This is a genomic window from Pseudomonas sp. KCJK9000 (genome assembly GCF_046230725.1).
GTDB classification, from domain to species: Bacteria; Pseudomonadota; Gammaproteobacteria; order Pseudomonadales; family Pseudomonadaceae; genus Aquipseudomonas; species Aquipseudomonas promysalinigenes.
In genome coordinates, this window is the sequence record NZ_JBJJLN010000008.1 from 20,537 (window position 1) to 43,764 (window position 23,228).

A 23,228-nucleotide genomic window follows, 5' to 3' on the forward strand; every position below is an offset into this window, starting at 1 on the left:
TTGCCAGGCATTCCATCCAGCCACAGACTGAAACACTTCCCTGCATGGAACCGCACAGATGCCTCACCTGCTGTTGACTACGTTGGTGCCAATTATTCTGCTGATCGGGCTGGGCACGGTGCTGCGCACGCGCGGCTTGCTCGCCGAGTCGTTCTGGCCGGGTGCCGAACGCCTGAGCTATTACGTGCTGCTACCGTCACTGTTTCTGCATGGCCTGGCCACCGCGGACCTCAATGGCGTACCGGTGCTGGGCATGGTCGGGGTATTGATGCTTTCGACATTGCTCGGGGCAGTGCTGTTGGTGCTTTACCAAGGTGCAGTGAACCACGAGGGCGCCGACTTCACGTCGGTATTTCAGGGAGGGGTACGCTTTAACAACTACATCGGCGCCACCCTCGCCGCCGGGCTTTACGGCAGCGCCGGTATCGCGCTGGCAGCAGTGGCCAACGCTTCCATCGTGCCGTTGGTGAATCTGCTTTGCGTGCTGGTGTTCGCGCGTTTCAGCGCACGCCATAGCTCACTGACAACCGTGTTGCGCGCCATCTTCGCCAACCCTTTGATCGTTGGCTGCGCCGCAGGTCTGCTGCTGCGGGTAACCGGCTTAGGGCTGCCCGCCGGCATTGAGCCAACCATCAAAGCACTGGGCCAGGCGGCCTTGCCCTTAGGGCTATTGTGCGTAGGAGCCGCCTTGGGCGGCGCCAGCCTGGGTCAGCAGGTGCGGCCATTGGTGGCAGCCTCGGCATTCAAATTCTTGATCATGCCTTTGGCCACTTGGGGCCTGTGTCGGCTGCTTGGGCTCCACGGTCAGGCAGCGGTAGTGGCTGTGCTATTCCAAGCCTTGCCTACCGCTTCATCATCCTATGTGATGGCGCGCCAAATGGGCGGCAACGCACCGTTGATGGCAACGATTATTGCGGTGCAAACCATGCTGGCTGCCGTGACCCTACCGTTGGTATTAATGCTAACGCTTAAATGACGCCGCTTGGCTAAACTGTCAAACAGCCAATCTCTGGAATAATGACCATGCGCCTAACGTGGATGGTGATCGGTTTGACTGCAGCCGCGCTCACATGCGTCTCGCATGCGGCGGACAACTCAAAAGCTGCGGTTGCAGAAGACAAAGCAGAGCAACTTGAAAAAAAAGTCGTGGAGGACGCCGCGCCACCCAAGAAACCGGAAACCATCACCCCAGCAGAGGTGCAGGCAGTCGACCCGGCCGGCCAGGCACCGCTGGACGACAGCATTACCTGCCTTGCCCGCAGCATCTACTGGGAAGCCAAAGGCGCCGACGCGCGAGACATGAGCGCCGTGGCCAGCGTGGTGATCAACCGGTTAGGCCACGACGGCTTCCCAGACACCATCTGCGGCGTGGTCAAGCAGGGCGTTGAAACCAAGGCCTGCCAGTTTTCATGGTGGTGCGATGGGCGCTCCGATCAGGTCGAGGAAGCTTCGCGCTACGAGGTTGCCAAGGAAATCGCGCGCAAGGCGTTGAATCAGCAGCTAAAAGACCCAACCGGCGGCGCACTGTACTTCCATGACCGCAAGGTCCACCCCGCCTGGGCGAAGGCCTATCGCAAAACTGCCGAAACCCGGCACTTTCTGTTCTACAAACCCAACCAAGCCTTAGCGCGTTGACGCGCTAAGGCACTTTTCCGGCGTTCGTCGGTCTACCCCCTCTTTCGCCGCCAGCAAGTCAGTGCTGGCGTTTTTTTCGCTTCGCATGAGGCTGGGCCAAAAGCCCTGCGCTTGTGTAGGATGAGCAGCGCATACCCAGACGCTGCCAGCCACAGGGAGATCCACATGCGCGTCCTGTCATCCGTTGCCGCCTTATCCCTGGGCCTGGTCATGTCGACCAGCGCCCTGGCCGTTACCGGCGAAGAGGCGCAACTGATCGATTCGATCAACACCTACCGCAGCCAGGCTCAACGCTGTGGGGAAGACGTGTCGGTGGAACTGCCTGCGCTCAATAGCGATACCCGCCTTGCCCTGTCGCCGGAGGGCACGCGCGATCTGCAACAGGCCATGAGCCGCGCGGCCTATCCGATGGTCAATGTGCAGGCCATCAGCCTGTCGGGCCCGCGCGATGCGACCGCAGCCATGAATGCCATTAAGGAAAGCTTTTGCCAGGTGGTGCTTGACCCCCAATTCGTCGATATCGGCGTCAGTCAGGAGGGCCGTGATTGGCGCATCGTGCTCGCCCGCCCCTTGCTCAGCGGGCGGCTGGGCGACTGGCAGGCCGAAGGGCAAAAGCTCTTGCAGGCAATCAACAACGCCCGCAGAGCGCCGCGCCAGTGTGGTGGGCAACCTTTTCCTGCGGCATCGGCGTTGAGCTGGAGCCCCGTACTGGCAGACGTGGCCGCCAACCACACGCGGGCGATGGCCAATCAGAACTTTTTCGACCACATCGATAAGGACGGGCGCACACCGGGCGACCGGGCTGAGCTTGCCGGTTATCTGTATCGGTTGATTGGCGAAAATATCGCGGCTGGCCGCGACACCGCCCAGAAAGTGGTCGATGGCTGGCTCGACAGCCCTGGCCACTGCGCCACCCTGATGAACCCGGACTTCCAGGAAATGGGCGGGGCCTATGCCGTAGACCCCAAAAGCGATGCGGGTATCTACTGGACAGGCCTGTTCGGCACGCCGCAGTGAATGTGAGACGCACTGTTGCGCAGTGCCAGCGCGGTGCAGCCAAAGCGCCGACGGATACATTTGCCCAAGTAACTGGCATCGCCCAAACCGACTTCATCAGCGATCTGCGCCAGGCTGTGATGGGTGTTGAGCAGTCGCCAACGTGCCTGCTGCAGGCGCGTCTCCAACCACCAGGCCTTGGCGCTCATGCCATGACTGGCCTTGAACTGGCGGTCCAACTGCCGGCGGCTGATGCCCAACTGCCCAGCCATGTGCTCGACCGACCATCCTGTACCCAAATGGTGACGCATCAGTGCCGTCGCGCGCTGCACGTGGCGCCCCTGCCCCGCATCGGTTTCCAGCGAACGCAAAGCGTGGCGGCCGTCGCGGGACTCGTCGACGAGCATGTCGGCCAGGCCCTTGAGCGCCCGGGTACGCCCGCAGCTCGCCGTTAGCAACTGCACCGCAAGATCGATCGCTGCGGTGCCGCCAGCGCAGGTGATCCGCGCCCCATCGATACAGTACAACTGCTCGCGCAGCACCCGTAGATGCGGGAAGGCTGTACGAAACTCCGCCTCGTGGCGCCAGTGCACCACGACGTCATGCCCGTCCAGCAGTCCGCAGGCAGCCAACAGAAAAGCGGCGTTATCGATGGCGACCAATTTGACCCCAGCCCTGGCAGCACGCTTGAGCAGATGCTGGTAATCAGGCGCCCACGCCGCAGCGGCCTGGGCATTTCGGCAGCCAAATATCACGAGATAGTCGTAGTCGCGCCAAGGCAGCCGTTCAGCCACTGCCTGGACCTGCAACACTGCGCCACTGCTCGATGGCACCGGCTCACCGATAAGGCTCGCAAGGGTCCAGCTGCAGTAGCGCTGCTGGCTGTAGTCCTCGTCATCGGCACTGAAGCGTAACTTGTCGAGGAACGCACCGAACGGCAACAGCGCGAACTCAGGTAGCGGCAGGATCACCAAGCGAAGGTCTGGAGTCATGTGTGTCCACCAAACACCGTTAGATGTCCAGATAATACCCTTCGCTTGGCGAGTCGTCCCATAGACTTACTTTTCCCAAACCGGCAAAGGCCCCCGAAGATGGCTCTGGATACGTGGTTGATTTATCTGTTGGCGAGCATCGGCCTGTCGCTGACTCCAGGCCCAAACAGCCTGCTGGCGCTGACCCATGGCGCCCTGTACGGTGCACGTCGGACGCTGTTCACCATTGCTGGCGGGGTGTTGGGTTTCAGCGCGCTGATCGCGCTGGCGATGTTCGGGCTGACGGCACTGCTGCAAGCCTCTGCCTCGGTCCTGACTGTACTCAAGTGGGTAGGCGGGGCTTACCTGGTATGGCTGGGCATAGGGCTCTGGCGCAGCCCCGCATTGCATCTGGAACTGCCAGCGGATGATACAGGCCGAAGCAACTGGACGCTGTGGCGCCAGGGCCTGATGTCTGCGATGGCAAACCCCAAGGTGCTGTTGTTCTACGGTGCCTTTGTGCCGCAGTTCATCGACCCGCAGCGCGGGCTGCTCCTACAATTCGCGATCATGGCAGCGACGTTCGCTAGCGTGGAATGTTGCGTCGAATACCTACTGGCGCGCCTGGCGTTTCGTATTCGACCGTGGCTGGCCAGGGGCGGCAAGGGTTTCAATCGCTGCTGTGCAAGCCTGTTCGCGTTGATTGGCATAGCCTTGCCGCTGAGCCGCTGAGGCCGCTCAAGTTCGCCTGGAAACCAGCAGGAAGACGACCAGCGCAGCCCCCGGCAACGCTGCCCCCACCAGAGCCACCCCCTGCCAACCGTGCAGGGCATACAGGCCACTGGCCAACGCCGAGCCCACGGCCCCGCCCAGGAAGATGCTGGTCATGTACAGCGCGTTGAGCCGGCCACGACTTGCTGGGTCCAGTGCGTACACTTCACGCTGGCCAATGACCATGTTCATCTGCACTGCAAAATCCAGCAGCACCCCTGTCAGCCCCAGTCCGATGACGGTGTACCCAGGCGAGGTCAACCCTAGCAGCAACGACAACGGCGCCAGCAGCAGCGCCACCAGGGAACCGGCACGGGCATGGCCCGCATCTGCCAGGCGGCCGGCGATGGGGGCGGCAATGGCGCCCACCGCACCGACCAGGGCAAACAAGGCAATCTGGCTCTGCGATAGCCCATGCTCACTGGCCAAGGCCAGGGGCGCGGCGGTCCAGAAGAGGCTGAATGCCGCGAACATCAACGCCTGGTACAACGAGCGCTGACGCAGCACAGGGTACTGGCGCAGCAAGGCAATCAGCGACAGCATCAGCCCGGCGTAACTGGCCCTGTGCTCGGGCACCCGACGCGGCAAGCTCAGGGCCAGCAGCACGATGATCGCCAGCATCAGGGCAGCGGCCCCGATGAACACCGTCCGCCAGCCAAAATGGTCGGCGATCAGGCTCGACAAAGGCCGCGCCAGCAATATGCCTAACAACAGGCCACCCATGATATTACCCACCACCCGCCCGCGCTGTTGCTCGGGCGCAAGGTGTGCAGCCAACGGGATGAGCATCTGAACGGCCACCGAGCTGAACCCGATCAACAAGGCGTAGGCCAGAAATATCTGCCCCTGCCCGTTGCTGCTGGTGCCTGCCAGCAACAGGCTAACGCACGCCAGAACAGCGGTGATGATCATCAACCGGCGATTTTCCACCAGGTCGGCCAGCGGCACTAGCAGCAACAAACCCAGCGCATAGCCCAGCTGGGTGAGCGATACGATCAGGCTGGCGCGCTCGGTCGACAAGCCAAGGTCTGGTGCAATCAGCCCGACAATGGGCTGGGCGTAGTAAATGTTGGCAACGATCGCGCCACAGCAAAATGCCAGCAGCGCGACCAGGGCACGGCTTAGACCGGCATGGGCTGGCTGGGCAGCGGCAAGAGAGCCATTCATGCAAGATACCTCGGTAACAGATTCGATGTACCGGCACCTTACCGGGCACCTGATGATCAGAGAATCCAGCCGCTACGCAACGGGGCTTTGCGGTTGGCGCAACGGTGTCCATCAGGGCCTGAGCAGCCCCTGGCAGAAACCAATGAACGCGCTTACCCGGCGCGACCCCCGGTGGTTGGGCAAGTACAGGGCGTTGATGCTGTCGTTTGCGCTGCCTGGGCTGGCCTGCCAATCCCCGAGCAAGCGTCGCAGACGCCCGGCTGCAACGTCCTCGTGCACGAGCCAGTCGGCCAATAAGGCGATTCCGCTACCAGCCAGTGCCGCTTCGCGCAACAGGTCAGCATTGGCGCTACGCAGCGGCCCGCTTACATCCAGTTCCAGCAACTGATCCGCACGTTGCAGGCGCCAGGGGCGAGCCTTTTGCCCATAGCGAAAACGCAGGCAGGCATGCTGCAGCAGTTGCTCGGGGTGCAGCAGGGTGTCATGCGCGGCAAGGTATTCGGGGCTTGCCACCAGCCAACGCTGAAACCGCCCCAGCTGTCGGCACACCAGCTCATCGTTCGCGGCGGGATCGCCTAGGCGAATGGAGAGATCGTAGCGGCCATCGAGCAGGTCATCCAGCCGGTCGCTCATATCGATGTCCAGCTCGAGCGCCGGGTGTTTTGCCAAGAAAGGCCCCAGGTGCGGTGCAATCACACGGCGGCCGAACTCCACGGGCAAGCACAGGCGTAGCACGCCGACCGGCTCGTCGCCTCGGTCGGCGACACTGGCGTCCGCCTCTTGCACGGCGTCGAAGATTTCCCTGGCCCTTGCCAAGTAACGCGCGCCCGCCTCGGTCAAGCTGACCTGTCGCGTGGAGCGGTTGAGCAAGGTGGCACCGAGCTGCGCCTCCAGTGCATCGACCAGACGAGTGACCGACGAAGTCGCCACGCCAAGCCTGCGCGCCGCGGCCGAAAAGCCACGGGCGTCGACGGTCGCGATGAACATCCTCATCGCCATGAGCTTGTCCATGGGCACTCCAATTTTCAGGTCTGGGAACACTCCTACAAACCACAGGGGCGGTCAAGAAGCGCGCACCAGAGCATCCAGGTCCATAGTGGTAGCAATTCCTCCGCCACGAGAACGCCACATGACCCTCAGCAACCTGCTCAATAACCTCCCCCACTGCGATGCCACCGCTGCCGAGCGCGTCGACGAGCTGCTCAAACGCCCCGGCATGCGCATCGAGCGCATCGTTTCCTGCGGCCAGGCCAGCCCTGCAGGCTTCTGGTATGACCAGGCCGAGGGCGAATGGATTCTACTGCTGACCGGCAGTGCCGGATTGCGTCTAGAGCATGAGGACTATACCCGCTTGCTGGTACCCGGCGACTGCCTGGACCTCCCAGCCCACTGCCGGCATCGCGTGGAATGGACAGCGCCAGGGCAACACACTGTGTGGCTTGCGGTGTTTCACGGGCTCGACCGCCCGTGGCCTAGCCTCTGAACAAGCCAGTAAGAGTACTTCATGCCACTCGGTTATTTTTAATTGGGATCAAGCGCGCCATTCGGCGGGTTTTCGCGACTGATCTAGACTTTTAGATACATCTGAGCCCGTTAGGCCCTGCGACAATCAGCCTCATAAAATTATGTACCAACTTGTTAATTAGCAAGCTAAGGGCTTAAACTGCGCGCATTCCACCTGCTGAGATCCCTGGCATGAACGAAACATCGCGCGCCTCTGGCGCCTCGAAAATCATCCTGGTCGGCTTGGGCGTGATCGTCGCCCTGCTTGGCCTGCTCCTGGCTGCGGGCGGCGTCAAGCTCGCAGGCTTGGGCGGTTCCTGGTACTTCCTGATCGGCGGCTTGGCCATGGCCATTGCCGGTATTCTGATCGCCCGCCGTAAAGTTGCCGGCGCCTGGCTGTATGCGGCATTTGTGCTAGGTACTGCAATCTGGGCACTGATCGACGCGGGCCTGGTTTTCTGGCCCCTGTTCTCGCGCCTGTTCATGTTCGCCGCGATTGGCCTGGTTGTGGCGTTGGTGTACCCGATGCTGGCCCGCGCCAACGGCGTCGGCGCTGGCCGTGGAGCCTATGGCATCGCTGGGGTGCTGGCAGTCGTACTGGCAATTGCGGTGGGCAACATGTTCGTCGCACACCCAAGCGTTGCTCCGACCGGTAAAGGCCCTGGCGTGACGCCAGTTGAAGCCGGCAAAGAGCAGAAGGACTGGGCTCACTACGGCAATACCGAAGGTGGCAGCCGCTTCGCCGCGCTTGACCAGATCAACCGCGACAACGTCAATAAGCTCAAGGTGGCCTGGACCTACCATACCGGTGATGTCGCCATCAGTGACGGCAACGGCGCCGAAGACCAGCTGACCCCGCTGCAGATCGGCAATAAAGTGTTCATCTGCACGCCGCACAACAACCTGATCGCCCTCGATGCCGACACTGGCAAAGAGCTCTGGAAGAACGCGATCAACGCCCAGTCCAAGGTGTGGCAGCGTTGCCGTGGCATGGCTTATTTCGATGCCACCGCCGCGATCGCCCAGCCGACGCAGCCCAATAGTTCGCCGATCGAAGGTGGCAGTGTCCCGGCCGGTGCCAACTGCCAACGTCGCCTGCTGACCAATACTATCGATGGCCGCCTGATTGCCGTGGACGCCGACAACGGCCAGTTCTGCCAGGGCTTCGGCAACAATGGCCAGGTTGACCTCAAGGCCGGCCTGGGTGATGTACCGGACTCGTACTACCAGCTGTCTTCCGCACCGCTGATGGCCGGCACCACGGTGGTGGTTGGCGGCCGGGTTGCCGATAACGTCCAGACCGATATGCCAGGCGGCGTAATTCGTGGCTTCGACGTGATCACCGGGCAAATGCGTTGGGCCTTCGACCCGGGCAACCCACAAGATCGCAAGGCGCCAGAAGGCGACAGCACTTATGTGCGCAGCACGCCGAACAGCTGGGCCCCGATGTCCTACGACCCGGCCATGAACACGGTGTTCCTGCCCATGGGCTCCTCGTCCACCGACATTTATGGCGTTGAGCGCAGCAAGCTGGACCACACCTATGGCGCATCCGTACTGGCCCTGGACGCGACCACGGGCAACCAGAAGTGGGTATTCCAGACCGTTCACAACGACCTGTGGGACTTCGACCTGCCGATGCAACCGAGCCTGATCGACTTCACCAAGGACGACGGCCAGTCCGTGCCTGCAGTGGTTATCGGCACCAAGGCTGGGCAGATCTACGTATTGGATCGTGCCACCGGCAAACCGCTGACCCAAGTCGACGAAGTACCGGTCAAGCCAAGCAACATTCCTAACGAACCCTACTCCCCAACCCAGCCCAAGTCGGTAGGCATGCCGCAAATCGGCGCGCAGACGCTCACCGAATCGGATATGTGGGGCGCCACGCCGTACGACCAACTGCTGTGCCGCATCGACTTCAAGAAGATGCGCTACGACGGCCTGTACACCGCGCCGGGGACTGACCTGTCGCTGAGCTTCCCAGGTTCGCTGGGTGGCATGAACTGGGGCAGCATCTCCACTGACCCGGTGCATGGCTTCATCTTCGTCAATGACATGCGCCTTGGCCTGTGGATCCAGATGATCCCATCGCAAAACAAGGGCGGCGCAGCATCCGGTGGTGAAGCGCTGAACACCGGCATGGGCGCAGTACCGCTCAAGGGCACCCCTTACGCGGTCAACAAAAACCGCTTCCTGTCGATTGCTGGCATTCCTTGCCAGGCACCGCCATTCGGCACCCTCACCGCTATCGACATGAAGTCGCGTCAGATCGCCTGGCAGGTACCGGTTGGTACCGTGGAAGACACAGGTCCGCTGGGCATCCGCATGCACCTGCCGATCAAGATCGGCCTGCCGACCCTTGGCGGCACCCTGTCGACCCAAGGTGGCCTGGTGTTCATCGCCGGCACTCAGGACTTCTACCTGCGTGCCTACGACAGCAGCAACGGCAAGGAAATCTGGAAAGCCCGCCTGCCTGTTGGCAGCCAGGGCGGCCCGATGACCTACGTTTCGCCGAAAACCGGCAAGCAGTACGTGGTAGTCACCGCTGGCGGTGCGCGCCAATCGACTGATCGTGGCGACTATGTGATTTCTTACGCGCTGCCGTAAGACCCAGTCGCAATGTTCGCGGGTGAGCCCGCTCCCACAGGAACGTCACTGCCCCAAGTTGATGAGGCAGTCCTGAGGGGGCGGGTTCATCTGCGAATGGCTTTCAAGAACAGCAAGAGACACAGCAATGCCATCCGCAATTCGTATCACCACTCCTGCCCTGCTGCTGGCCTTGGCCAGCACGCCTGCCCTGGCTGACGGCGACCTGCTCCAGCGTAGCACCCTGACCGGAGACTGGGGCGGCCTGCGCCATCAGCTCGAAGAAGATGGCGTCAAGATCACTGGCGATTACAGTGGCGAAACCGCCTACAACGCCCACGGTGGCCTGCACCGTTCGGCGCGGTATTCGCAAAACATCAAACTGGGTGCTCAGTTCGACCTGTCGAAACTGTACGGCCTGGACAACGGCGGCAAAATCCAGCTGACCATCAACGACCGTCGCGGCAACAGCGCCTCCGAGGATCTGGTCGGTAACCGCCTGCCCATTCAGGAAAACTACGGTGGGCTTTACACCCGCCTGACCGAGCTGAGCTACGAACGCACCCTGTTCACGCCGGCCCTCAATATCAAACTCGGCTACATGGCCATGGGCAATGACCTCGGCGGCCTGGACAGCGGCATCCTGTGCAATTTCATGAACGCTGGCTTCTGCGGCCACCCGCTGAACATGTCCGGCGGCAGCGGTTGGGCCAACTACCCCAACGCCCACTTGGGGGCCCGAGTGAAATACGACCTTTCGCCGTCCTGGCAACTTCGCGTGGCGGCGTTCAACGTCGACCCGCAAAGCAATGGCAACTCCAGCCGCGCCTGGCACCTGGGGCCCAAGCACACCACTGGCACAGTAGTGCCGGTGGAGCTGGTGTACAAGCTGCAAGGTCAACTGCCGGGCGAGTACAAGCTCGGTTACTACTACGACAGCTCCAACGTCAAACGCATCGACAGTGACAAGGAAGTGGCGGGTCGTGGCGGGCATTACCTGCTGATCGACCAGGCGGTCTGGAATGACGCAGGCTCCCCTGGCCGTAGCCTGCACGCCTTTGGTCAATACTCAGCAGCAAGCGAAGCTGCTTCGCCCTTCACCAAGTGGTATGGCGCAGGCGTTGTGTTGTACAAACCGCTCGAAGGCCGCCCCCGCGATACCGCGGCATTGGGCTATGGCCGCGCCGTGCCGAACCCGCGCAGCCGCCAAGTGCTCGAAGACGCCGCATTCAATGCCGGGCAACCGTTCCCCAACATCGACAATGCCGAGCAACTGATCGAGCTGAGCTACGGCTACCAGGCGACGCCCTGGCTGAATCTGCGCCCTGATGTGCAATACATCATTGAGCCCGGCGCGTTTTCCGGGAAGGACATCGACAACGCGCTGGTGTTCGGGCTTCAGGTAAAGGCGTCATTCTGAACCGCAGGGGCTGCCGGGCAGCCCCGTCGCGCCTTAGCGCTGCCTCAGGTAATCCGCCAGTCTCAGCAGCATGGCGTCACAGCCCTGCAACTGCTCGACACTGATGAATTCGTCGGGTTTGTGCCCTTGGTCCATGCTGCCCGGCCCACATACCACGGTCGCAACACCGGCCTGGTCGAACAAGCCGCCCTCGGTGCCGAAGGCAACGGTGCCAAAGTCCTGCGAGCCACTGAGCAACGCCAGCAAACGCGCGGCTTCACTGTCAGGGGGCGTGGCCAAGCCAGGGTAGGCGCTTAGCGGTTGCAAGCGGATGGCGCTGGCAGCGCTGATGCTGCGCATGCGTGGCAGCAGCTCGGCCTCGGCATAGGTCTGCAACTGGTCGGCCACCGCCTGTGCTTCGTACCCAGGCAAGGCCCGTACCTCGAAGTCGAATGCACAGGCTTGCGGCACGATGTTCAACGCCGTGCCCCCTTTGATCACCCCAGTCTGCACAGTGGAAAACGGCGGGTCGAAACGTGTGTCGTGGTGCGCAGGCAACGCCAAGGCATCGCCGATTTCGCCCAATTTGCCGATCAGTTTGGCGGCATACTCGATGGCATTGACCCCTAAAGGTGCGTAAGCCGAGTGGCACGCTGCGCCCTGGACCTCACAACGCATTGCCAGCTTGCCCTTATGGCCCAGCACAGGCTTGAGTTCGGTAGGCTCACCGATCAGGCACAGGCGTGGCTTGTGCGGGCGCTTTTGCAGCGCGGCGAGCATCGAACGCACGCCCAGGCAGCCGACCTCTTCGTCATAGGAGAACGCCAGGTGAACAGGCATGCGCAGTGGTTGCGCAACAAAAGCCGGCACCGCAGCCAGTACCGAAGCGATGAACCCCTTCATATCAGCCGTACCACGGCCATACAGGCGCCCGTCGCGCTCGGTCAGCGCAAATGGCGGCAGCGTCCAAGCCTGCCCGTCCACCGGCACTACATCGGTGTGACCGGACAGCACAACGCCACCCTGGTCCTGAGGGCCGATGGTGGCAAAGAGGTTCGCCTTGGTGCGCTCTGGGTTATGGAACAACTCGCACACCACTCCATACCCAGCCAGGTAGTCGCGGATGAACTCAATCAGCTCAAGGTTGGAGTCGCGGCTGACAGTGGCAAAGCCCACCAACCGCTCCAGCAAGGCACGGCTGCTGAGCTCATTCATCGCCTGGCACCCCGTAGCTTGGGGCTGTCGTCGGGTTCAGAGCGCGGGTAACGTAATCCTGCATTTGCGGCCGATACGCCTGCCACAGGCCATCGAGCGCGCCTATCGGGTCCTGCTCGGCCCAGTCCACACGCAGGTCTACCAGCGGCCAGGTCAACTCGCCTGCGATCTTCAACGCCGCCGAGTGTACGGGGCCCGCCTCGCCACCGGCGGCCATCGCTGCATGCATGGCCGCCAGCAATCGGTCTGCCAAGTGCCCGCCGGCCTGCTCGAAAGCCTGCACCATGGCCTCTATCACTTCGGGCGAAGACAGCAGATTACCCGCCGCTGCGCATTGCTCGCCCGCAACGGCGTTGTGCACCCCCAACGCTTGCTTACCGGTGAACAAGGCCACTTGCCCATGGCTGTCGATGACCGTGACCTGACGATACTCGCCCCAGCCATTGGCACTCAGTACCCGGTCAAGCGCGGCCGCAGGCGGCAACTGCCCTTGCTCCATAGCGTCGAGGATCTGCGGGCCCAACGCAGGCAATGTGATGTTCTGGGTGGACACCGCACCAACACCTGCGCGCACCCACGGGCAACGGGCACCCACAGCGATACTCGACGAGCTGATGGCGATACCGACCTGGCCGGTCTCCTGGCAACGACCGATGATGGAAAAGGTCATGGTTAAGCTCCTGTTGTTCTGTGCAATGCCAGCATTCTGGGCAGAACCATAAGGCACACGAAACCAACATTTTCCTGTGCCTTGAACAGGAAAAAACTAAGGGCCACAAAGCGGCTGCGAACCACTTGAAACCAACGCCAACGCCATGCAAGTCAGGGCCTTCGCCGTTTTATCGGCAAGTCCCAGCTAAATACTATTTTCGCGATTTTTCCGGCATCCCTAGTCTGGCCCCAGGCAAAGGCGGTCCTCCAAACCGACCTGACAACAACCGCCTGACAAAGGGCTCGGACATGACACTGAACAACATCGAAATCGACACGCTCGTGGTAGGCGCCGGCCAGGCCGGCGTAGCAATGAGCGAACACCTGAGCAAGCTCGGTGTGCCGCACTTGGTGCTGGAACGCAACCGTATCGCTCAAGCGTGGCGCACAGGCCGTTGGGATTCACTGGTGGCCAACGGCCCAGTCTGGCACGACCGCTTCCCAGGGCTGGAATTCAACCTTGATGCTGACGCCTTCGCCGGCAAGGACCAGGTTGCCGACTACTTCGAACAGTACGTACGTAAGTACAACCTTCCGGTTCGTACCGGCATCGAAGTGAAGAAGGTGGTTCGCAACGCTGACCGCCCCGGTTTCACCATTGAAACCAGCGAAGGCGTGATCCGCGCCAACCGGGTGGTTGCCGCGACCGGCCCATTCCAGAAACCTGTAATTCCGGCCATCGCGCCGAAGGACGCCAACCTGCACCAGATCCACTCGGCTGCCTATTACAACCCTGAGCAGTTGCCCGAGGGCGGCGTGCTGGTCGTCGGCGCCGGGTCTTCCGGTGTGCAGATCGCAGAAGAGCTGATGCGTGCAGGGCGCAAGGTGTACTTATCAGTAGGCGCCCACGACCGTCCACCCCGTGCCTACCGCAACCGCGACTTCTGCTGGTGGCTGGGGGTGTTGGGCGAGTGGGACGCTGAAATCGCCAAGCCAGGCCGCGAGCACGTGACCATCGCCGTCAGCGGCGCACGCGGCGGACACACCGTGGACTTTCGCGCTCTCGCTCACCAGGGCATGACCTTGGTTGGCCTGACCCAGTCATTCGAGAACGGCGTGGCACGCTTTCAGGACAACCTTGTCGAGAACATCAACCGCGGTGATGAAAATTACCTGGCCCTGCTGGATGCGGCCGACGCCTATGTAGAGCGTAACGGCCTGGACCTGCCAGAGGAGCCTGAGGCACGCAAGCGCCTCGCCGACCCGGCATGCATGGTCAACCCGCTGCAGCAACTGGACCTGGCCCAGGCTGGCGTCACCAGCATCATCTGGGCGACCGGCTATGGCGTGGACTTCAGCTGGTTGCAGGTCGACACCTTCGACGCCAATGGCAAACCCCAGCACCAGCGCGGCGTAGCCCGCGAGCCTGGCGTGTACTTCCTGGGCCTGCCTTGGCTCTCGCGGCGTGGCTCTTCGTTCATTTGGGGGGTGTGGCACGACGCCAAGCATGTCGCCGGCCACATCGCCACCCAACGCACCTACCTGGCTTACCGTGACCGCGACCAGCGCCAAGCGGATGAGCAAGACAACTCCATCAGCAACGTCAGCACCATCGGAGCCCACTGATGCCTACCCATACTCGCATCCGCATGTTCAACACCAAACAAACCTATCCCAACCAGACCCTGGACAACGACCTGTGCCAGGCCGTGCGGGCTGGTAATACCATTTATGTGCGCGGCCAGGTCGGGACCGACTTCGAAGGTAAACTGGTGGGCCTGGGCGACCCTCGGGCACAGGCCGAACAGGCGATGAAGAACGTCAAACAGTTGCTGGAAGAAGCTGGCTCGGACCTTTCCCACATCGTCAAAACCACTACCTACATCACCGACCCGCGCTTTCGCGAGCCGGTGTACAAGGAAGTCGGCAAATGGCTGAAGGGTGTGTTCCCCATCTCCACCGGGCTGGTGGTAGCCGGCCTGGCCCAGGCCGAATGGCTGATGGAAATCGATGTGATCGCAGTGCTCCCGGATCAACAGTGATCCGGCACCAGCCGTAGGGGCGCATAGCGCCCCACTCGCGGCTTTAGCCGCGAAGCTTGGTCAGAACCTGGCCAGTTCTTCGCGGCAGAATTCGACGAACAGCTGCGCCGGCTTGGTCAATTGCACCCGCTTCAAGTGCGCAGCAGCCAACCCTGACAAGGCCACAGGCTCGGCGATGTCGATCATCGCCAGTTTCTGCCCGTCATAGGTGCACTCGGAGTGTGGTCGTGTGACCAGCAACGAGAATCCAAAGCCCTGCCCCACCATCCCGCGCACCATTTCGATCGACGGCGAACTGAAAACGATGTTCGGCGTCAGCCCCATCTCGTTGAACAAGCTGACGAAGTAGGTCCGGCTTGGCGCCACATCCAGCAAGATCATCGGCTCCGGGCACAGATCGCGCAGCGACACTTGCGTCTGGCCAGCGAAACGGTGCTTCTCAGGCAGCAACACGTACGGCTTTTGCGGCGGCATCAAAGGTTCGGCTTCGATGGTGCCGTCCAGATCATGATCATAAAGAAACGCCAGATCGAACGTCCCTGCGGTCAGGCCCTGGATCAGGTCTTGCTGTTCACCGTCGCGCAGGCGTATATCCACGCCCGGATAGCGCTCGCGGAATCCTGCGATCAGCCGCGGCAGATACAGTGGCGCCACGGTTTCGAAGCAGCCGATGTCGATCTGCCCGGCAACGGTGTCGTTGTCGGCAAGGGCGTTCTGCTCGAACTCGTGAGCCATTTGCAACAACGACTTGGTCTTGGCGTAAAAACGCTTGCCGCTGGGGGTCAGCGAAACGCCCTGGGCATGGTGGCGAATGAACAACTGCACACCGAAGCTTTCTTCCAGGCTCTTGATTGCCGTGGAGATCGACGGCTGGGCGATGTAAAGCTGGCGCGAGGCCTCGGCGACGCTGCCGGCCTCCACGGTGGTGACGAAGTATTTGAGTTGTCGCAGGGTGTAGGAAGCCACAGGCACCTCGTTGACGCCATCGACAGGCGCCTAGGAATTTATTGTCACTTTACCTTGCGGTTTGAATCAGTGGGCCGAGAAGCACCAAGGATTTGCCTATGGCTTGAACATAATTTGCTGCTGCATGGGCCCACTCGCCTACCACCAACAACACGCCCTACTGGTGAATTGAGCAAGACCGTCTTTACTGACGATTAACGACCCGCAGTAAGGTATGTGCCTATGAAGATCGTTGTCACCAGCATTCTCGTTGACGACCAGGCCAAAGCTCTGGCTTTCTACCATTACGTTCTCGGTTTCGAACCCAAGCAAGACGTACCCATGGGCCAGCATCGCTGGCTGACGCTGACCTCACCCAACGACCCCAACGGCGTCGAGCTGCTACTGGAACCCGATGCTCACCCCGCTGCGAAGACCTACAAGCAGGCACTGAAGCAGGACGGCATCGCTGCCACCTCCTTCGGTGTGCGCGATATCCAGGCCGAATACACACGGCTGTGCAAGGCCGGCGTGGCCTTCACTCAGCCGCCCACCGACCTTGGCCCGGTGATCGTCGCAGTGTTCGACGACACCTGTGGCAACCTGATTCAGATCGCCCAGAAACATTGAGTGCCAGCCAATGGCAGCCGACGCTGTCATTGGCTACATTGCAGCTGTGTCCCGTGCGCCACAATAAGGAAAACAGATGCGCCACGAATTCAGCGAAGTGCTCAACGACCTGGTGGATTACTTCTTGCTCGGCGATATCCAACTGCTCGAACGTTTCAAGCGCGAACATCAGCTTCCCGATGACCTGGCCCACGAATTCACCCACAACGACAGCGGCGACAAGGCAGTTGCCGAGGGCGTAGTGATACCGCTGGCGGGCGTCGACAACCTGCCTTACCACATTCTGTTCACCCTCGATCATGCGACACCTGCCCTGCTCGACTCCGGCAGCCGCCTCAAGCACCGGCGCAACGGTTATGTGCTCCAGGTGCAGCACCGCGCCGTCATGCTCTACACGTGGCGCATTCTGCAGCACTTCACGCCCAAGACCCTGGGTGACCTGATGGCCCGCTACCAGGTGCCGGGGCGGCCGATCATCGAGCTGGACAATGGCTGGTATGACGTGGAGGTGCTGGCGGGCGCGATCGTGCGCGACGGCTTGTACGAACCGGCTTTCGAGTTCGTCATGAACAAACGCCTAGGGCGGGCTCAAGCCAAGGACGTGGATACTGGATACGCATTCGGTTTGCGAGGCTACTTCGATTGAACAGGCTTGCCCAGCAGGCCTCATCGCCGGTCAATGACGATGAGGCCTGCCGCGCTCAGCTGATATCCCGGTCCTTGGTTTCTGGCAAGAAGAAAATCCCCAGCACGGCGGTCATCACCGCAATCACGATGGGGTACCACAACCCGTAGTAGATATCACCCGTCGCTGCCACCATAGCGAATGCCACTGTCGGCAGAAAACCGCCGAACCAGCCATTGCCAATATGGTAAGGCAGGGACATAGAGGTGTAGCGAATGCGTGCAGGGAACAACTCCACCAGCCACGCGGCGATGGGGCCATAGACCATGGTCACGTAGATCACCAACAGGGTGAGCAACAACAGCACCATCGGATAGTGGATTTTCGCTGGGTCAGCTTTCTCCGGGTAACCTGCCTCTTTCAGCGCAGCACTCATTGTTGCGGTAAAGGCATCACTCTGGGTCTTCAAGTCGGCTGCAGCCAGGCTGCTGCCATCGAAACTTGGGATCACCCGCTCACCGATACGCACCTGCGCCACGCTACCAGGCTCGGCAGCCTGGTTGGTGTAAGGAATCGCTCGTTTGGCCAGCAGGCTCTTGGCGATGTCGCAGGAACTTGCGAATTTGGCCTTGCCTACCGGGTCGAACTGGAATGCGCACTGGCCAGGGTCGGCGACCACCACCACTGGGTTCTGCTCCTGCGCCACGAACACGTCAGGGTTACCGTACTCGGTCAGCGCCTTGAAAATCGGGAAGTAGGTCAGGGCTGCGATGATGCAACCGGCCATGATGATTTTCTTGCGACCGATGCGATCCGACAGGCTGCCGAAGAAAATGAAGAACGGTGTACCGATCAGCAAGGAGCCAGCGATCAACAGGTTGGCGGTCTGTGGGTCGATCTTGAGCATCTGCAACAGGAAGAACAGCGCATAGAACTGCCCGGTGTACCACACCACAGCCTGCCCGGCCGTACCGCCGAGCAGCGACATGATCACCACTTTGAGGTTGTCCCAACGGGCGAACGACTCGGTCAGCGGCGCTTTGGACGCCTTGCCTTCGGCTTTCATCTTCATGAATACCGGCGACTCGTTGAGCTGCATGCGGATGTACACCGAAATTGCCAGCAGCAAGATCGAAAGCAGGAACGGCACACGCCACCCCCAGGCTTCGAACACCTCGGTACCCATCAGGGTGCGGCAAGCAAGGATCACCAGCAGCGACAGGAACAAGCCCAGCGTGGCGGTAGTCTGGATCCACGCGGTGAAGAAACCCCGCCGGCCCTTGGGCGCGTGCTCAGCCACGTAGGTGGCGGCGCCGCCGTACTCGCCGCCCAACGCCAGGCCCTGCAAGAGGCGCAGGGTAATCAGAATGACCGGCGCTGCTACGCCAATCGTCGCGTAGCTGGGCAGCAGCCCCACCACTGCGGTCGAAAGGCCCATGATGACGATGGTGATCAGAAACGTGTATTTGCGCCCGATCATGTCGCCCAGCCGGCCAAACACGATTGCGCCGAACGGTCGCACGGCGAAACCTGCGGCAAATGCAAGCAAGGCGAAGATGAACGATGTGGTTTCATTGACGCCAGCGAAGAAGTGCTTGGCGATGATCGCGGCCAGCGAGCCGTATAGGTAGAAGTCGTACCATTCAAATACAGTACCCAGCGAGGACGCGAAGATAACTTTACGCTCCTCCCTGGTGATACCCCGTTGGGGCGCGCTACTGCCCGAAGATGCGCTGTCGAGAACCGCCATGGGTTGCCTCCGTCGTTTGGTTATCGAAGGCCGGAGTACCTCACACCCATTACACCGTCGCACCCAGGCCCTAGGGCTAGCATTGGTTGCGCGAAGCACGACGAGGACAGCCGCCTCGGATCGCAGCAGGTATCTGAAGCATAATCGGCTTTGCCGCTATGTCCACTTGCCAGCATCGACAGCAGCATTACCCCGCACTACTTGATACAGGCCCCTTGAGCTCGACCTGGTTGCCGTCAGGATCGAAGCAGTACAACGATGGCCCTTCCCCTTCAGCGCCATAGCGGTTTTCGGCCGGTTCAACCCTCACGCCTGCCGCTTGCAGGTAAGCCGTCAGCGCCGGTTCGTCGAAAGGTTCGATACGCAGGCAGAAGTGATGCAGGTTGCGCCCTTGCTCGCCCGGTGCCGGGCCGCCCGGCCGGCCCAGCGGACCATCGAGGGTGACCAGGTCGATCATCGCCGTGCCGGTGGCCAAATGAACCATGCCCAGGTCCGGGCGCTCACGGCTGACCGAGCAACCCAGCAAATCTCGATAGAAGCCTAAGCTGCGCTGCAGGTCGGCAACCCGCAGCACCAGGTGATCGATGTGCTTGATGGTGAACGGTCGCATGCGATGCCTCCTTTTAGCGTTCCCACGGGCGTTGGCCACCTTAGCCCAGGACTGTCTGGGTTGGCCACCGTGGCGCTATTCATTGACCAGCCGCTGCAGTAGGCCCCCTTCATGGCGGGCGAGGATACGCAGGATCTGGTCGACCAATGCCCGATCAGGCGCCTCCAAATGAAAGTGATGCCCGCCTGGGTGCCAGGACACCTTGGCATGTGCCGGCAGCGCCGCCTGGCGATGCTCGATGCCGGTACCTTTGAATGCGCCTTGCCTGGCAAGCATCAAGTACAACGGGCAGCGGATCTCCCGCAGCAGGTCGCACGCTTCACGCTCGGTCAGCGGCATGGGTTCAGGCAACACCAAACGCGGGTCGTGACGCCAACAGTAACCCTCGGGCAGTTGCAGCAAGTCGCGCAACACCAGTACCCGGGCGGCCTCTGCGCTCAGCTCCCCATCGAGGCGCTTGCGGCTTTGCAGCAACGCCGATTCGAGGTTGTCGAAGCGGCTGGCTTCAGGCTCGGCAAACCCCTGCAACTGGCTGCGCTGAACCATCCGTTTGAGCCGATAGGCCCGCGCCAGATGCTGCACGCGGTCATGTTCGGCTACGGTGAACGGTGCACCGATACCATCGAGGAAGATCATGCTGGCAATGCCACTGGTCATGGCCGCCAGCAACGAGGCGATACCGGTGCCCATACCATGGGCAAGCACGTGAAACTGGGACAGGCCCAGGCTGTCAGTGACTGCCAGCATGTCCTGGGCATGTTCCCAGAGGTAATAGCCGCTGTCGTGGCGGCGGTGGTCGGAACGGCCATGGCCGATAAGGTCGGGGGCCACGATGAAGCAGCCATCGAGTAGCGGGCCAAGCCGCTCGAACGATGCAGCGTTGTCGAGCCAGCCATGTAACGCCAGCACCGGAATGCCGTCTTCCGGACCCCAGGTGCGTACCGCTATTTCAATACCGTCGAGGTCAAGCAGGTGATCCTTGGGACTGCACAGCGAGCGCATCGAAGTTCTCCTTGGCGGATGCCTTTGCCACGGCGTACTTCACCCTCTCGCAGATACCTCGTCCACGCTGGCCCCTCTCCGACCCTGACATGTACGAGACCGACGCAGCCGCAGGCCACCCAACGCCTCAATGCCCGCGCAGATCTTCAAAGAACGGCTGCCGGCCGTCGACCTGGCACGAGGCCCGTGACGTCGGCGCGGCCTCGCCGTTCGCTGGCTCCACGTACCAGTAGCAATGCCGTATGGCACGGGTCACCGCGACGTAGGCCAGGCGCTGTATTTCGTCCTTCTGCGCTGTGTCAAAGGGCTGGGTATCGCCCGCCTTGCCCAGGCCTGCCTGGCGATAGACCTGGTTTTTGAAGGGAGAGCTGGTCAGGTACTGGCAATCGCCCAGCATGAACACCGCATCGGCCTGCAGCCCTTTGGCACTGTGGTAGGTCAGCTGGCGCAAGCGCCGCTGAGCGGCGGGGAGCTGCGTTTCGGCCTGCAGCACAGGTTGCAGGTGTGCGTCCATCAGGCGTTTGTCACTGCCTTTACGGTAAAGCATCATCACCGATTCGCCGCGCTGGTAGTGTTCGATCAGCGTCTGGGCCAGTGCCGGCTCATCGCGTTCGAAAACCCGCACAGGGGCGCCAGGCAGCTCGGCCGCGGGGCCGCTGGCGCGCGCCTTCTTGCCGGCGATAGCCGGCGTACCCTTGACCAAGTGTTCGGCGGCATCGATCACCTGTTGCTGGCAGCGATAATTGTCCACCAGCATCACTCGAGTATTGGCCGGCGACGGGAACGTCTTGGTGAATTCCATGAAGTATTTGGGTGAACTGCCGCGCCAACCATAGATCGACTGCCAGTCATCACCTACGCACATCAACGAAGCATGCTGAGCCTGCCGCCCGGTATGCATCATTGGGCCACGGCGGCGTATTTCGCGCAGGCTTGCGCGCAGCCAACTGACTATCTGCGGTGACACGTCCTGGAACTCGTCGATCATCAAGTGCGCCAATGGACGCAGCAGCGCATCGGGCAGCAGTTGCAGGTTTTCCGGGTTGTTCTCGCCGAACAAAGCGAACATTCGGTTGTAGGTCATGACCGGTGGCGACTGGTCAAGCAGATGCGCTTCCAAGGCCCTCCAGTACAGTGCCAATGCCTCGAAGAACAGTGCATCGGGGTCACCAGTGGGGAAACTCATGGCGGCCACGGCCGGGTTGACTTCCAAACCTAGGTTTTCGATGAAGTTGGCCGCACCCACGAATGCATCAAGTAACGGCGCCGCAGCCAGCTCGCCTTTTACTTTGTACTCAAAACCAGGGCCTGCCACGGCTTCGCCAGCCAGCGATGCGGCCAGGCGTTGGGCCATGGCGTAGTTGTCGAGCCAGATCAGCGGTTTGTCGCAAAATGCCTGCAACAAGGTGCGCTTGACCGCCCATTCGGCACGCACCGCCAGTTTCGCGCCGGGGCGTTGATACTGGGCGCTCTCTGCCGGGTCGAAGCCCAGCACCACCCAGGTGTCGGTACCTTCCAGGCGGCCGTGGACATGGAACCGACTACCCCGGATCTGAATCGTTTCCCGGCACGGCTCGATGCCTTTGATCGGCCATGCGCCGGCGGCGAACCACAGGTCTTCGATGACGTCGCATAATTCTTCGTCGCGCTGGGCAGCCAGTTGGGTGACCTGCACCCGCTTCTGCACATCCGGGTGGTCTGGGTCCAGCGGTTTGAGCTGCAAAGCCTCATGACGCAAGTTGGCGACGATCTCGGAGAACCGCGGGCTTTGCGCCAGTAGTTGGCTGTAGCACTGGTTGAGCTGTAGCCGCTGAGCATCGTTCAGGCGCAGATCGAACGGATTGCTATCGGCCTCTGCCTCCCGTCCTGCTGGCATTTGGTTGCCCAGGGCTTCGAAGGCACATACTTGGCTGAAGCCTGGCAGGCTGCGTACCAGCGGAAGAATTCGGGAATGAAAGGTACGCACGAGGTCGCGCGCCACTGCCGGTTGCAGGTCGAGCTGCCAGAGCGCAAAAACCTGCACCAGGCGCTTGATGAAGTCCTTGCGGGACTCGCGGGTGAAGGTGACCACGGTCATCGCATCCAACTCGTAGCCCAGATACTGGCGCAGTAGCAGGATACGCAACACCAGTGAGGTCGACTTGCCCGCCCCGGCGCCGGCCACCACGCAAGTGGAGGGCGTGTCGCTGAAGATCAGCTTCCACTGCGCCGGGCTAGGTTGCGCCTCGGCAGGCAGGCGTTGGGCCACATCAGCTTTGAAACGTTTCTTGAGCTCTGCGCTCAGGGGCAGGCGCCAGTCGTCGAACAGGTTGTCGTCCTGGCCCGGCACGCTTGCTTCGTCAGGCCTCCAATCGCGTATCACCAGCACCTGGCGGCCGGCTTCATAGCCTTGGGCATGGCCAAGGTGCCAGGACTCACCATGCTGCGCCTTCAAGCGGGTCAGGCCGCGGCCCAGCACGCGTGCCGCCAGGCGGCGAAACCAGGGCAACTGGGCGGTTGGGGTCAGTTCGGCAAGCGGCTGGGGTTGCTCGTGGGCCACGGTCACTCCGTTGTATATCCAATCAGCGCTCCATGTTGGCCGCATCCGCTAGAAATCGCCAGCGAATGCTTGCGCATCAGTGGATTAGGCGATGAATCGCACAAACTACATGTAAATTCATATCGATATAAACGATCATATTTAATCGATTATTACGCTTATTTTCGATCTATTTTTACCGCATCATG

21 protein-coding genes are annotated in these 23,228 nt (G+C 61.5%); 11 read left to right on the forward strand and 10 right to left on the reverse strand.

Annotated elements, in window-relative coordinates:
- Nucleotides 1-58 precede the first annotated feature (58 nt).
- From ACK59H_RS05735 to ACK59H_RS05745, 3 genes are all read left to right on the forward strand, one after another.
- Nucleotides 59-976, forward strand: a complete 918-nt coding sequence (locus ACK59H_RS05735) for an AEC family transporter (RefSeq protein ID WP_060477122.1) — start codon at nt 59-61, stop codon at nt 974-976.
- Between the two features lie 47 nt (nt 977-1,023).
- Nucleotides 1,024-1,635: a cell wall hydrolase gene (locus ACK59H_RS05740; protein ID WP_060477121.1), complete on the forward strand. Its 612-nt coding sequence runs from the start codon at nt 1,024-1,026 to the stop codon at nt 1,633-1,635.
- 165 nt (nt 1,636-1,800) lie between these two features.
- Nucleotides 1,801-2,652 carry a CAP domain-containing protein gene (locus tag ACK59H_RS05745; RefSeq protein ID WP_060477120.1) on the forward strand — a complete coding sequence of 284 codons (852 nt, stop codon included), beginning with the start codon at nt 1,801-1,803 and terminating at the stop codon, nt 2,650-2,652.
- Here the strand turns inward: ACK59H_RS05745 and ACK59H_RS05750 are convergent.
- On the reverse strand, nt 2,619-3,623 hold the full coding sequence (locus ACK59H_RS05750; RefSeq protein WP_060477119.1) for a GlxA family transcriptional regulator: 1,005 nt from the start codon (nt 3,621-3,623) through the stop codon (nt 2,619-2,621). The two genes, ACK59H_RS05745 and ACK59H_RS05750, sit on opposite strands and share 34 nt — an antisense overlap.
- A 99-nt stretch (nt 3,624-3,722) precedes the next feature.
- Between ACK59H_RS05750 and ACK59H_RS05755 the strand changes: the two genes are divergently transcribed.
- Nucleotides 3,723-4,334, forward strand: coding sequence for a LysE family transporter (locus tag ACK59H_RS05755; protein ID WP_060477118.1), 612 nt, complete (start codon nt 3,723-3,725; stop codon nt 4,332-4,334).
- Between the two features lie 6 nt (nt 4,335-4,340).
- Here ACK59H_RS05755 and ACK59H_RS05760 read toward each other — a convergent pair whose 3' ends face one another.
- Complete coding sequence (locus ACK59H_RS05760; RefSeq protein ID WP_060477117.1) at nt 4,341-5,540, reverse strand: MFS transporter; 1,200 nt, start codon at nt 5,538-5,540, stop codon at nt 4,341-4,343.
- A gap of 111 nt (nt 5,541-5,651) precedes the next feature.
- The gene (locus ACK59H_RS05765; protein WP_060477116.1) at nt 5,652-6,551 is read right to left on the reverse strand and encodes a LysR family transcriptional regulator; all 900 of its coding nucleotides are present in this window, start codon (nt 6,549-6,551) and stop codon (nt 5,652-5,654) included.
- A gap of 118 nt (nt 6,552-6,669) precedes the next feature.
- On the opposite strand from ACK59H_RS05765, the gene ACK59H_RS05770 reads away from it, so the two are divergent.
- From ACK59H_RS05770 to ACK59H_RS05780, 3 genes are all read left to right on the forward strand, one after another.
- Nucleotides 6,670-7,023, forward strand: coding sequence for a hypothetical protein (locus tag ACK59H_RS05770; protein WP_060477115.1), 354 nt, complete (start codon nt 6,670-6,672; stop codon nt 7,021-7,023).
- Nucleotides 7,024-7,235: 212 nt separating this feature from the next.
- A complete protein-coding gene (locus tag ACK59H_RS05775) occupies nt 7,236-9,653 on the forward strand; it encodes a glucose/quinate/shikimate family membrane-bound PQQ-dependent dehydrogenase (RefSeq protein WP_060477114.1) in 2,418 nt (805 codons plus the stop codon).
- Between the two features lie 127 nt (nt 9,654-9,780).
- The gene (locus ACK59H_RS05780) at nt 9,781-11,052 is read left to right on the forward strand and encodes a carbohydrate porin (RefSeq protein WP_060477113.1); all 1,272 of its coding nucleotides are present in this window, start codon (nt 9,781-9,783) and stop codon (nt 11,050-11,052) included.
- 33 nt (nt 11,053-11,085) lie between these two features.
- Here ACK59H_RS05780 and argE read toward each other — a convergent pair whose 3' ends face one another.
- Nucleotides 11,086-12,246, reverse strand: coding sequence for an acetylornithine deacetylase (argE, locus tag ACK59H_RS05785; RefSeq protein WP_060477112.1), 1,161 nt, complete (start codon nt 12,244-12,246; stop codon nt 11,086-11,088).
- Complete coding sequence (locus ACK59H_RS05790; protein WP_060477111.1) at nt 12,239-12,916, reverse strand: DUF1028 domain-containing protein; 678 nt, start codon at nt 12,914-12,916, stop codon at nt 12,239-12,241. Before ACK59H_RS05790 ends, argE begins: the two co-directional genes overlap by 8 nt.
- A 290-nt stretch (nt 12,917-13,206) precedes the next feature.
- Between ACK59H_RS05790 and ACK59H_RS05795 the strand changes: the two genes are divergently transcribed.
- Together ACK59H_RS05795 and ACK59H_RS05800 are read left to right on the forward strand one after the other, a co-directional pair.
- Nucleotides 13,207-14,523, forward strand: a complete 1,317-nt coding sequence (locus tag ACK59H_RS05795; protein WP_060477110.1) for an NAD(P)/FAD-dependent oxidoreductase — start codon at nt 13,207-13,209, stop codon at nt 14,521-14,523.
- Nucleotides 14,523-14,939 carry a RidA family protein gene (locus ACK59H_RS05800; protein WP_060477109.1) on the forward strand — a complete coding sequence of 139 codons (417 nt, stop codon included), beginning with the start codon at nt 14,523-14,525 and terminating at the stop codon, nt 14,937-14,939. Before ACK59H_RS05795 ends, ACK59H_RS05800 begins: the two co-directional genes overlap by 1 nt.
- 60 nt (nt 14,940-14,999) lie before the next feature.
- On the opposite strand, the gene ACK59H_RS05805 is transcribed toward ACK59H_RS05800, so the two are convergent.
- Nucleotides 15,000-15,905, reverse strand: coding sequence for a LysR family transcriptional regulator (locus tag ACK59H_RS05805; protein ID WP_060477108.1), 906 nt, complete (start codon nt 15,903-15,905; stop codon nt 15,000-15,002).
- Between the two features lie 222 nt (nt 15,906-16,127).
- Between ACK59H_RS05805 and ACK59H_RS05810 the strand changes: the two genes are divergently transcribed.
- Both ACK59H_RS05810 and ACK59H_RS05815 read left to right on the forward strand, forming a co-directional pair.
- On the forward strand, nt 16,128-16,514 hold the full coding sequence (locus tag ACK59H_RS05810) for a VOC family protein (RefSeq protein ID WP_060477107.1): 387 nt from the start codon (nt 16,128-16,130) through the stop codon (nt 16,512-16,514).
- 76 nt (nt 16,515-16,590) lie between these two features.
- Complete coding sequence (locus tag ACK59H_RS05815; protein ID WP_060477106.1) at nt 16,591-17,160, forward strand: hypothetical protein; 570 nt, start codon at nt 16,591-16,593, stop codon at nt 17,158-17,160.
- Nucleotides 17,161-17,215: 55 nt separating this feature from the next.
- On the opposite strand, the gene ACK59H_RS05820 is transcribed toward ACK59H_RS05815, so the two are convergent.
- The 4 genes from ACK59H_RS05820 to ACK59H_RS05835 form a co-directional block, all read right to left on the reverse strand.
- A complete protein-coding gene (locus ACK59H_RS05820; RefSeq protein WP_060477105.1) occupies nt 17,216-18,889 on the reverse strand; it encodes an MFS transporter in 1,674 nt (557 codons plus the stop codon).
- A 187-nt stretch (nt 18,890-19,076) separates the two neighbouring features.
- Nucleotides 19,077-19,499 (reverse strand): VOC family protein, encoded by a 423-nt coding sequence (locus tag ACK59H_RS05825; RefSeq protein WP_060477104.1) that lies wholly within the window; start codon nt 19,497-19,499, stop codon nt 19,077-19,079.
- A 75-nt stretch (nt 19,500-19,574) separates the two neighbouring features.
- Entirely contained in the window at nt 19,575-20,501 is a 927-nt protein-coding gene (locus ACK59H_RS05830) for an alpha/beta hydrolase (RefSeq protein WP_060477103.1), read from the reverse strand.
- A gap of 127 nt (nt 20,502-20,628) precedes the next feature.
- The gene (locus ACK59H_RS05835) at nt 20,629-23,085 is read right to left on the reverse strand and encodes a UvrD-helicase domain-containing protein (protein ID WP_060477102.1); all 2,457 of its coding nucleotides are present in this window, start codon (nt 23,083-23,085) and stop codon (nt 20,629-20,631) included.
- Between the last annotated feature and the right edge of the window lie 143 nt (nt 23,086-23,228).

Excerpts from the sequence above, each read along its gene's own strand:
- ACK59H_RS05795 (WP_060477110.1), top strand. The coding sequence starts at position 13,207 with ATGACACTGAACAACATCGAAATCGACACGCTCGTGGTAGGCGCCGGC.
- ACK59H_RS05820 (WP_060477105.1), bottom strand. The coding sequence starts at position 18,889 with ATGGCGGTTCTCGACAGCGCATCTTCGGGCAGTAGCGCGCCCCAACGG.
- ACK59H_RS05760 (WP_060477117.1), bottom strand. The coding sequence starts at position 5,540 with ATGAATGGCTCTCTTGCCGCTGCCCAGCCAGCCCATGCCGGTCTAAGC.
- ACK59H_RS05740 (WP_060477121.1), top strand. The coding sequence starts at position 1,024 with ATGCGCCTAACGTGGATGGTGATCGGTTTGACTGCAGCCGCGCTCACA.
- ACK59H_RS05790 (WP_060477111.1), bottom strand. The coding sequence starts at position 12,916 with ATGACCTTTTCCATCATCGGTCGTTGCCAGGAGACCGGCCAGGTCGGT.
- ACK59H_RS05835 (WP_060477102.1), bottom strand. The coding sequence starts at position 23,085 with ATGCGGCCAACATGGAGCGCTGATTGGATATACAACGGAGTGACCGTG.
- argE (WP_060477112.1), bottom strand. The coding sequence starts at position 12,246 with ATGAATGAGCTCAGCAGCCGTGCCTTGCTGGAGCGGTTGGTGGGCTTT.
- ACK59H_RS05830 (WP_060477103.1), bottom strand. The coding sequence starts at position 20,501 with ATGCGCTCGCTGTGCAGTCCCAAGGATCACCTGCTTGACCTCGACGGT.
- ACK59H_RS05780 (WP_060477113.1), top strand. The coding sequence starts at position 9,781 with ATGCCATCCGCAATTCGTATCACCACTCCTGCCCTGCTGCTGGCCTTG.
- ACK59H_RS05810 (WP_060477107.1), top strand. The coding sequence starts at position 16,128 with ATGAAGATCGTTGTCACCAGCATTCTCGTTGACGACCAGGCCAAAGCT.
- ACK59H_RS05750 (WP_060477119.1), bottom strand. The coding sequence starts at position 3,623 with ATGACTCCAGACCTTCGCTTGGTGATCCTGCCGCTACCTGAGTTCGCG.
- ACK59H_RS05815 (WP_060477106.1), top strand. The coding sequence starts at position 16,591 with ATGCGCCACGAATTCAGCGAAGTGCTCAACGACCTGGTGGATTACTTC.
- ACK59H_RS05770 (WP_060477115.1), top strand. The coding sequence starts at position 6,670 with ATGACCCTCAGCAACCTGCTCAATAACCTCCCCCACTGCGATGCCACC.
- ACK59H_RS05735 (WP_060477122.1), top strand. The coding sequence starts at position 59 with ATGCCTCACCTGCTGTTGACTACGTTGGTGCCAATTATTCTGCTGATC.
- ACK59H_RS05825 (WP_060477104.1), bottom strand. The coding sequence starts at position 19,499 with ATGCGACCGTTCACCATCAAGCACATCGATCACCTGGTGCTGCGGGTT.
- ACK59H_RS05745 (WP_060477120.1), top strand. The coding sequence starts at position 1,801 with ATGCGCGTCCTGTCATCCGTTGCCGCCTTATCCCTGGGCCTGGTCATG.
- ACK59H_RS05775 (WP_060477114.1), top strand. The coding sequence starts at position 7,236 with ATGAACGAAACATCGCGCGCCTCTGGCGCCTCGAAAATCATCCTGGTC.
- ACK59H_RS05755 (WP_060477118.1), top strand. The coding sequence starts at position 3,723 with ATGGCTCTGGATACGTGGTTGATTTATCTGTTGGCGAGCATCGGCCTG.
- ACK59H_RS05765 (WP_060477116.1), bottom strand. The coding sequence starts at position 6,551 with ATGGACAAGCTCATGGCGATGAGGATGTTCATCGCGACCGTCGACGCC.
- ACK59H_RS05800 (WP_060477109.1), top strand. The coding sequence starts at position 14,523 with ATGCCTACCCATACTCGCATCCGCATGTTCAACACCAAACAAACCTAT.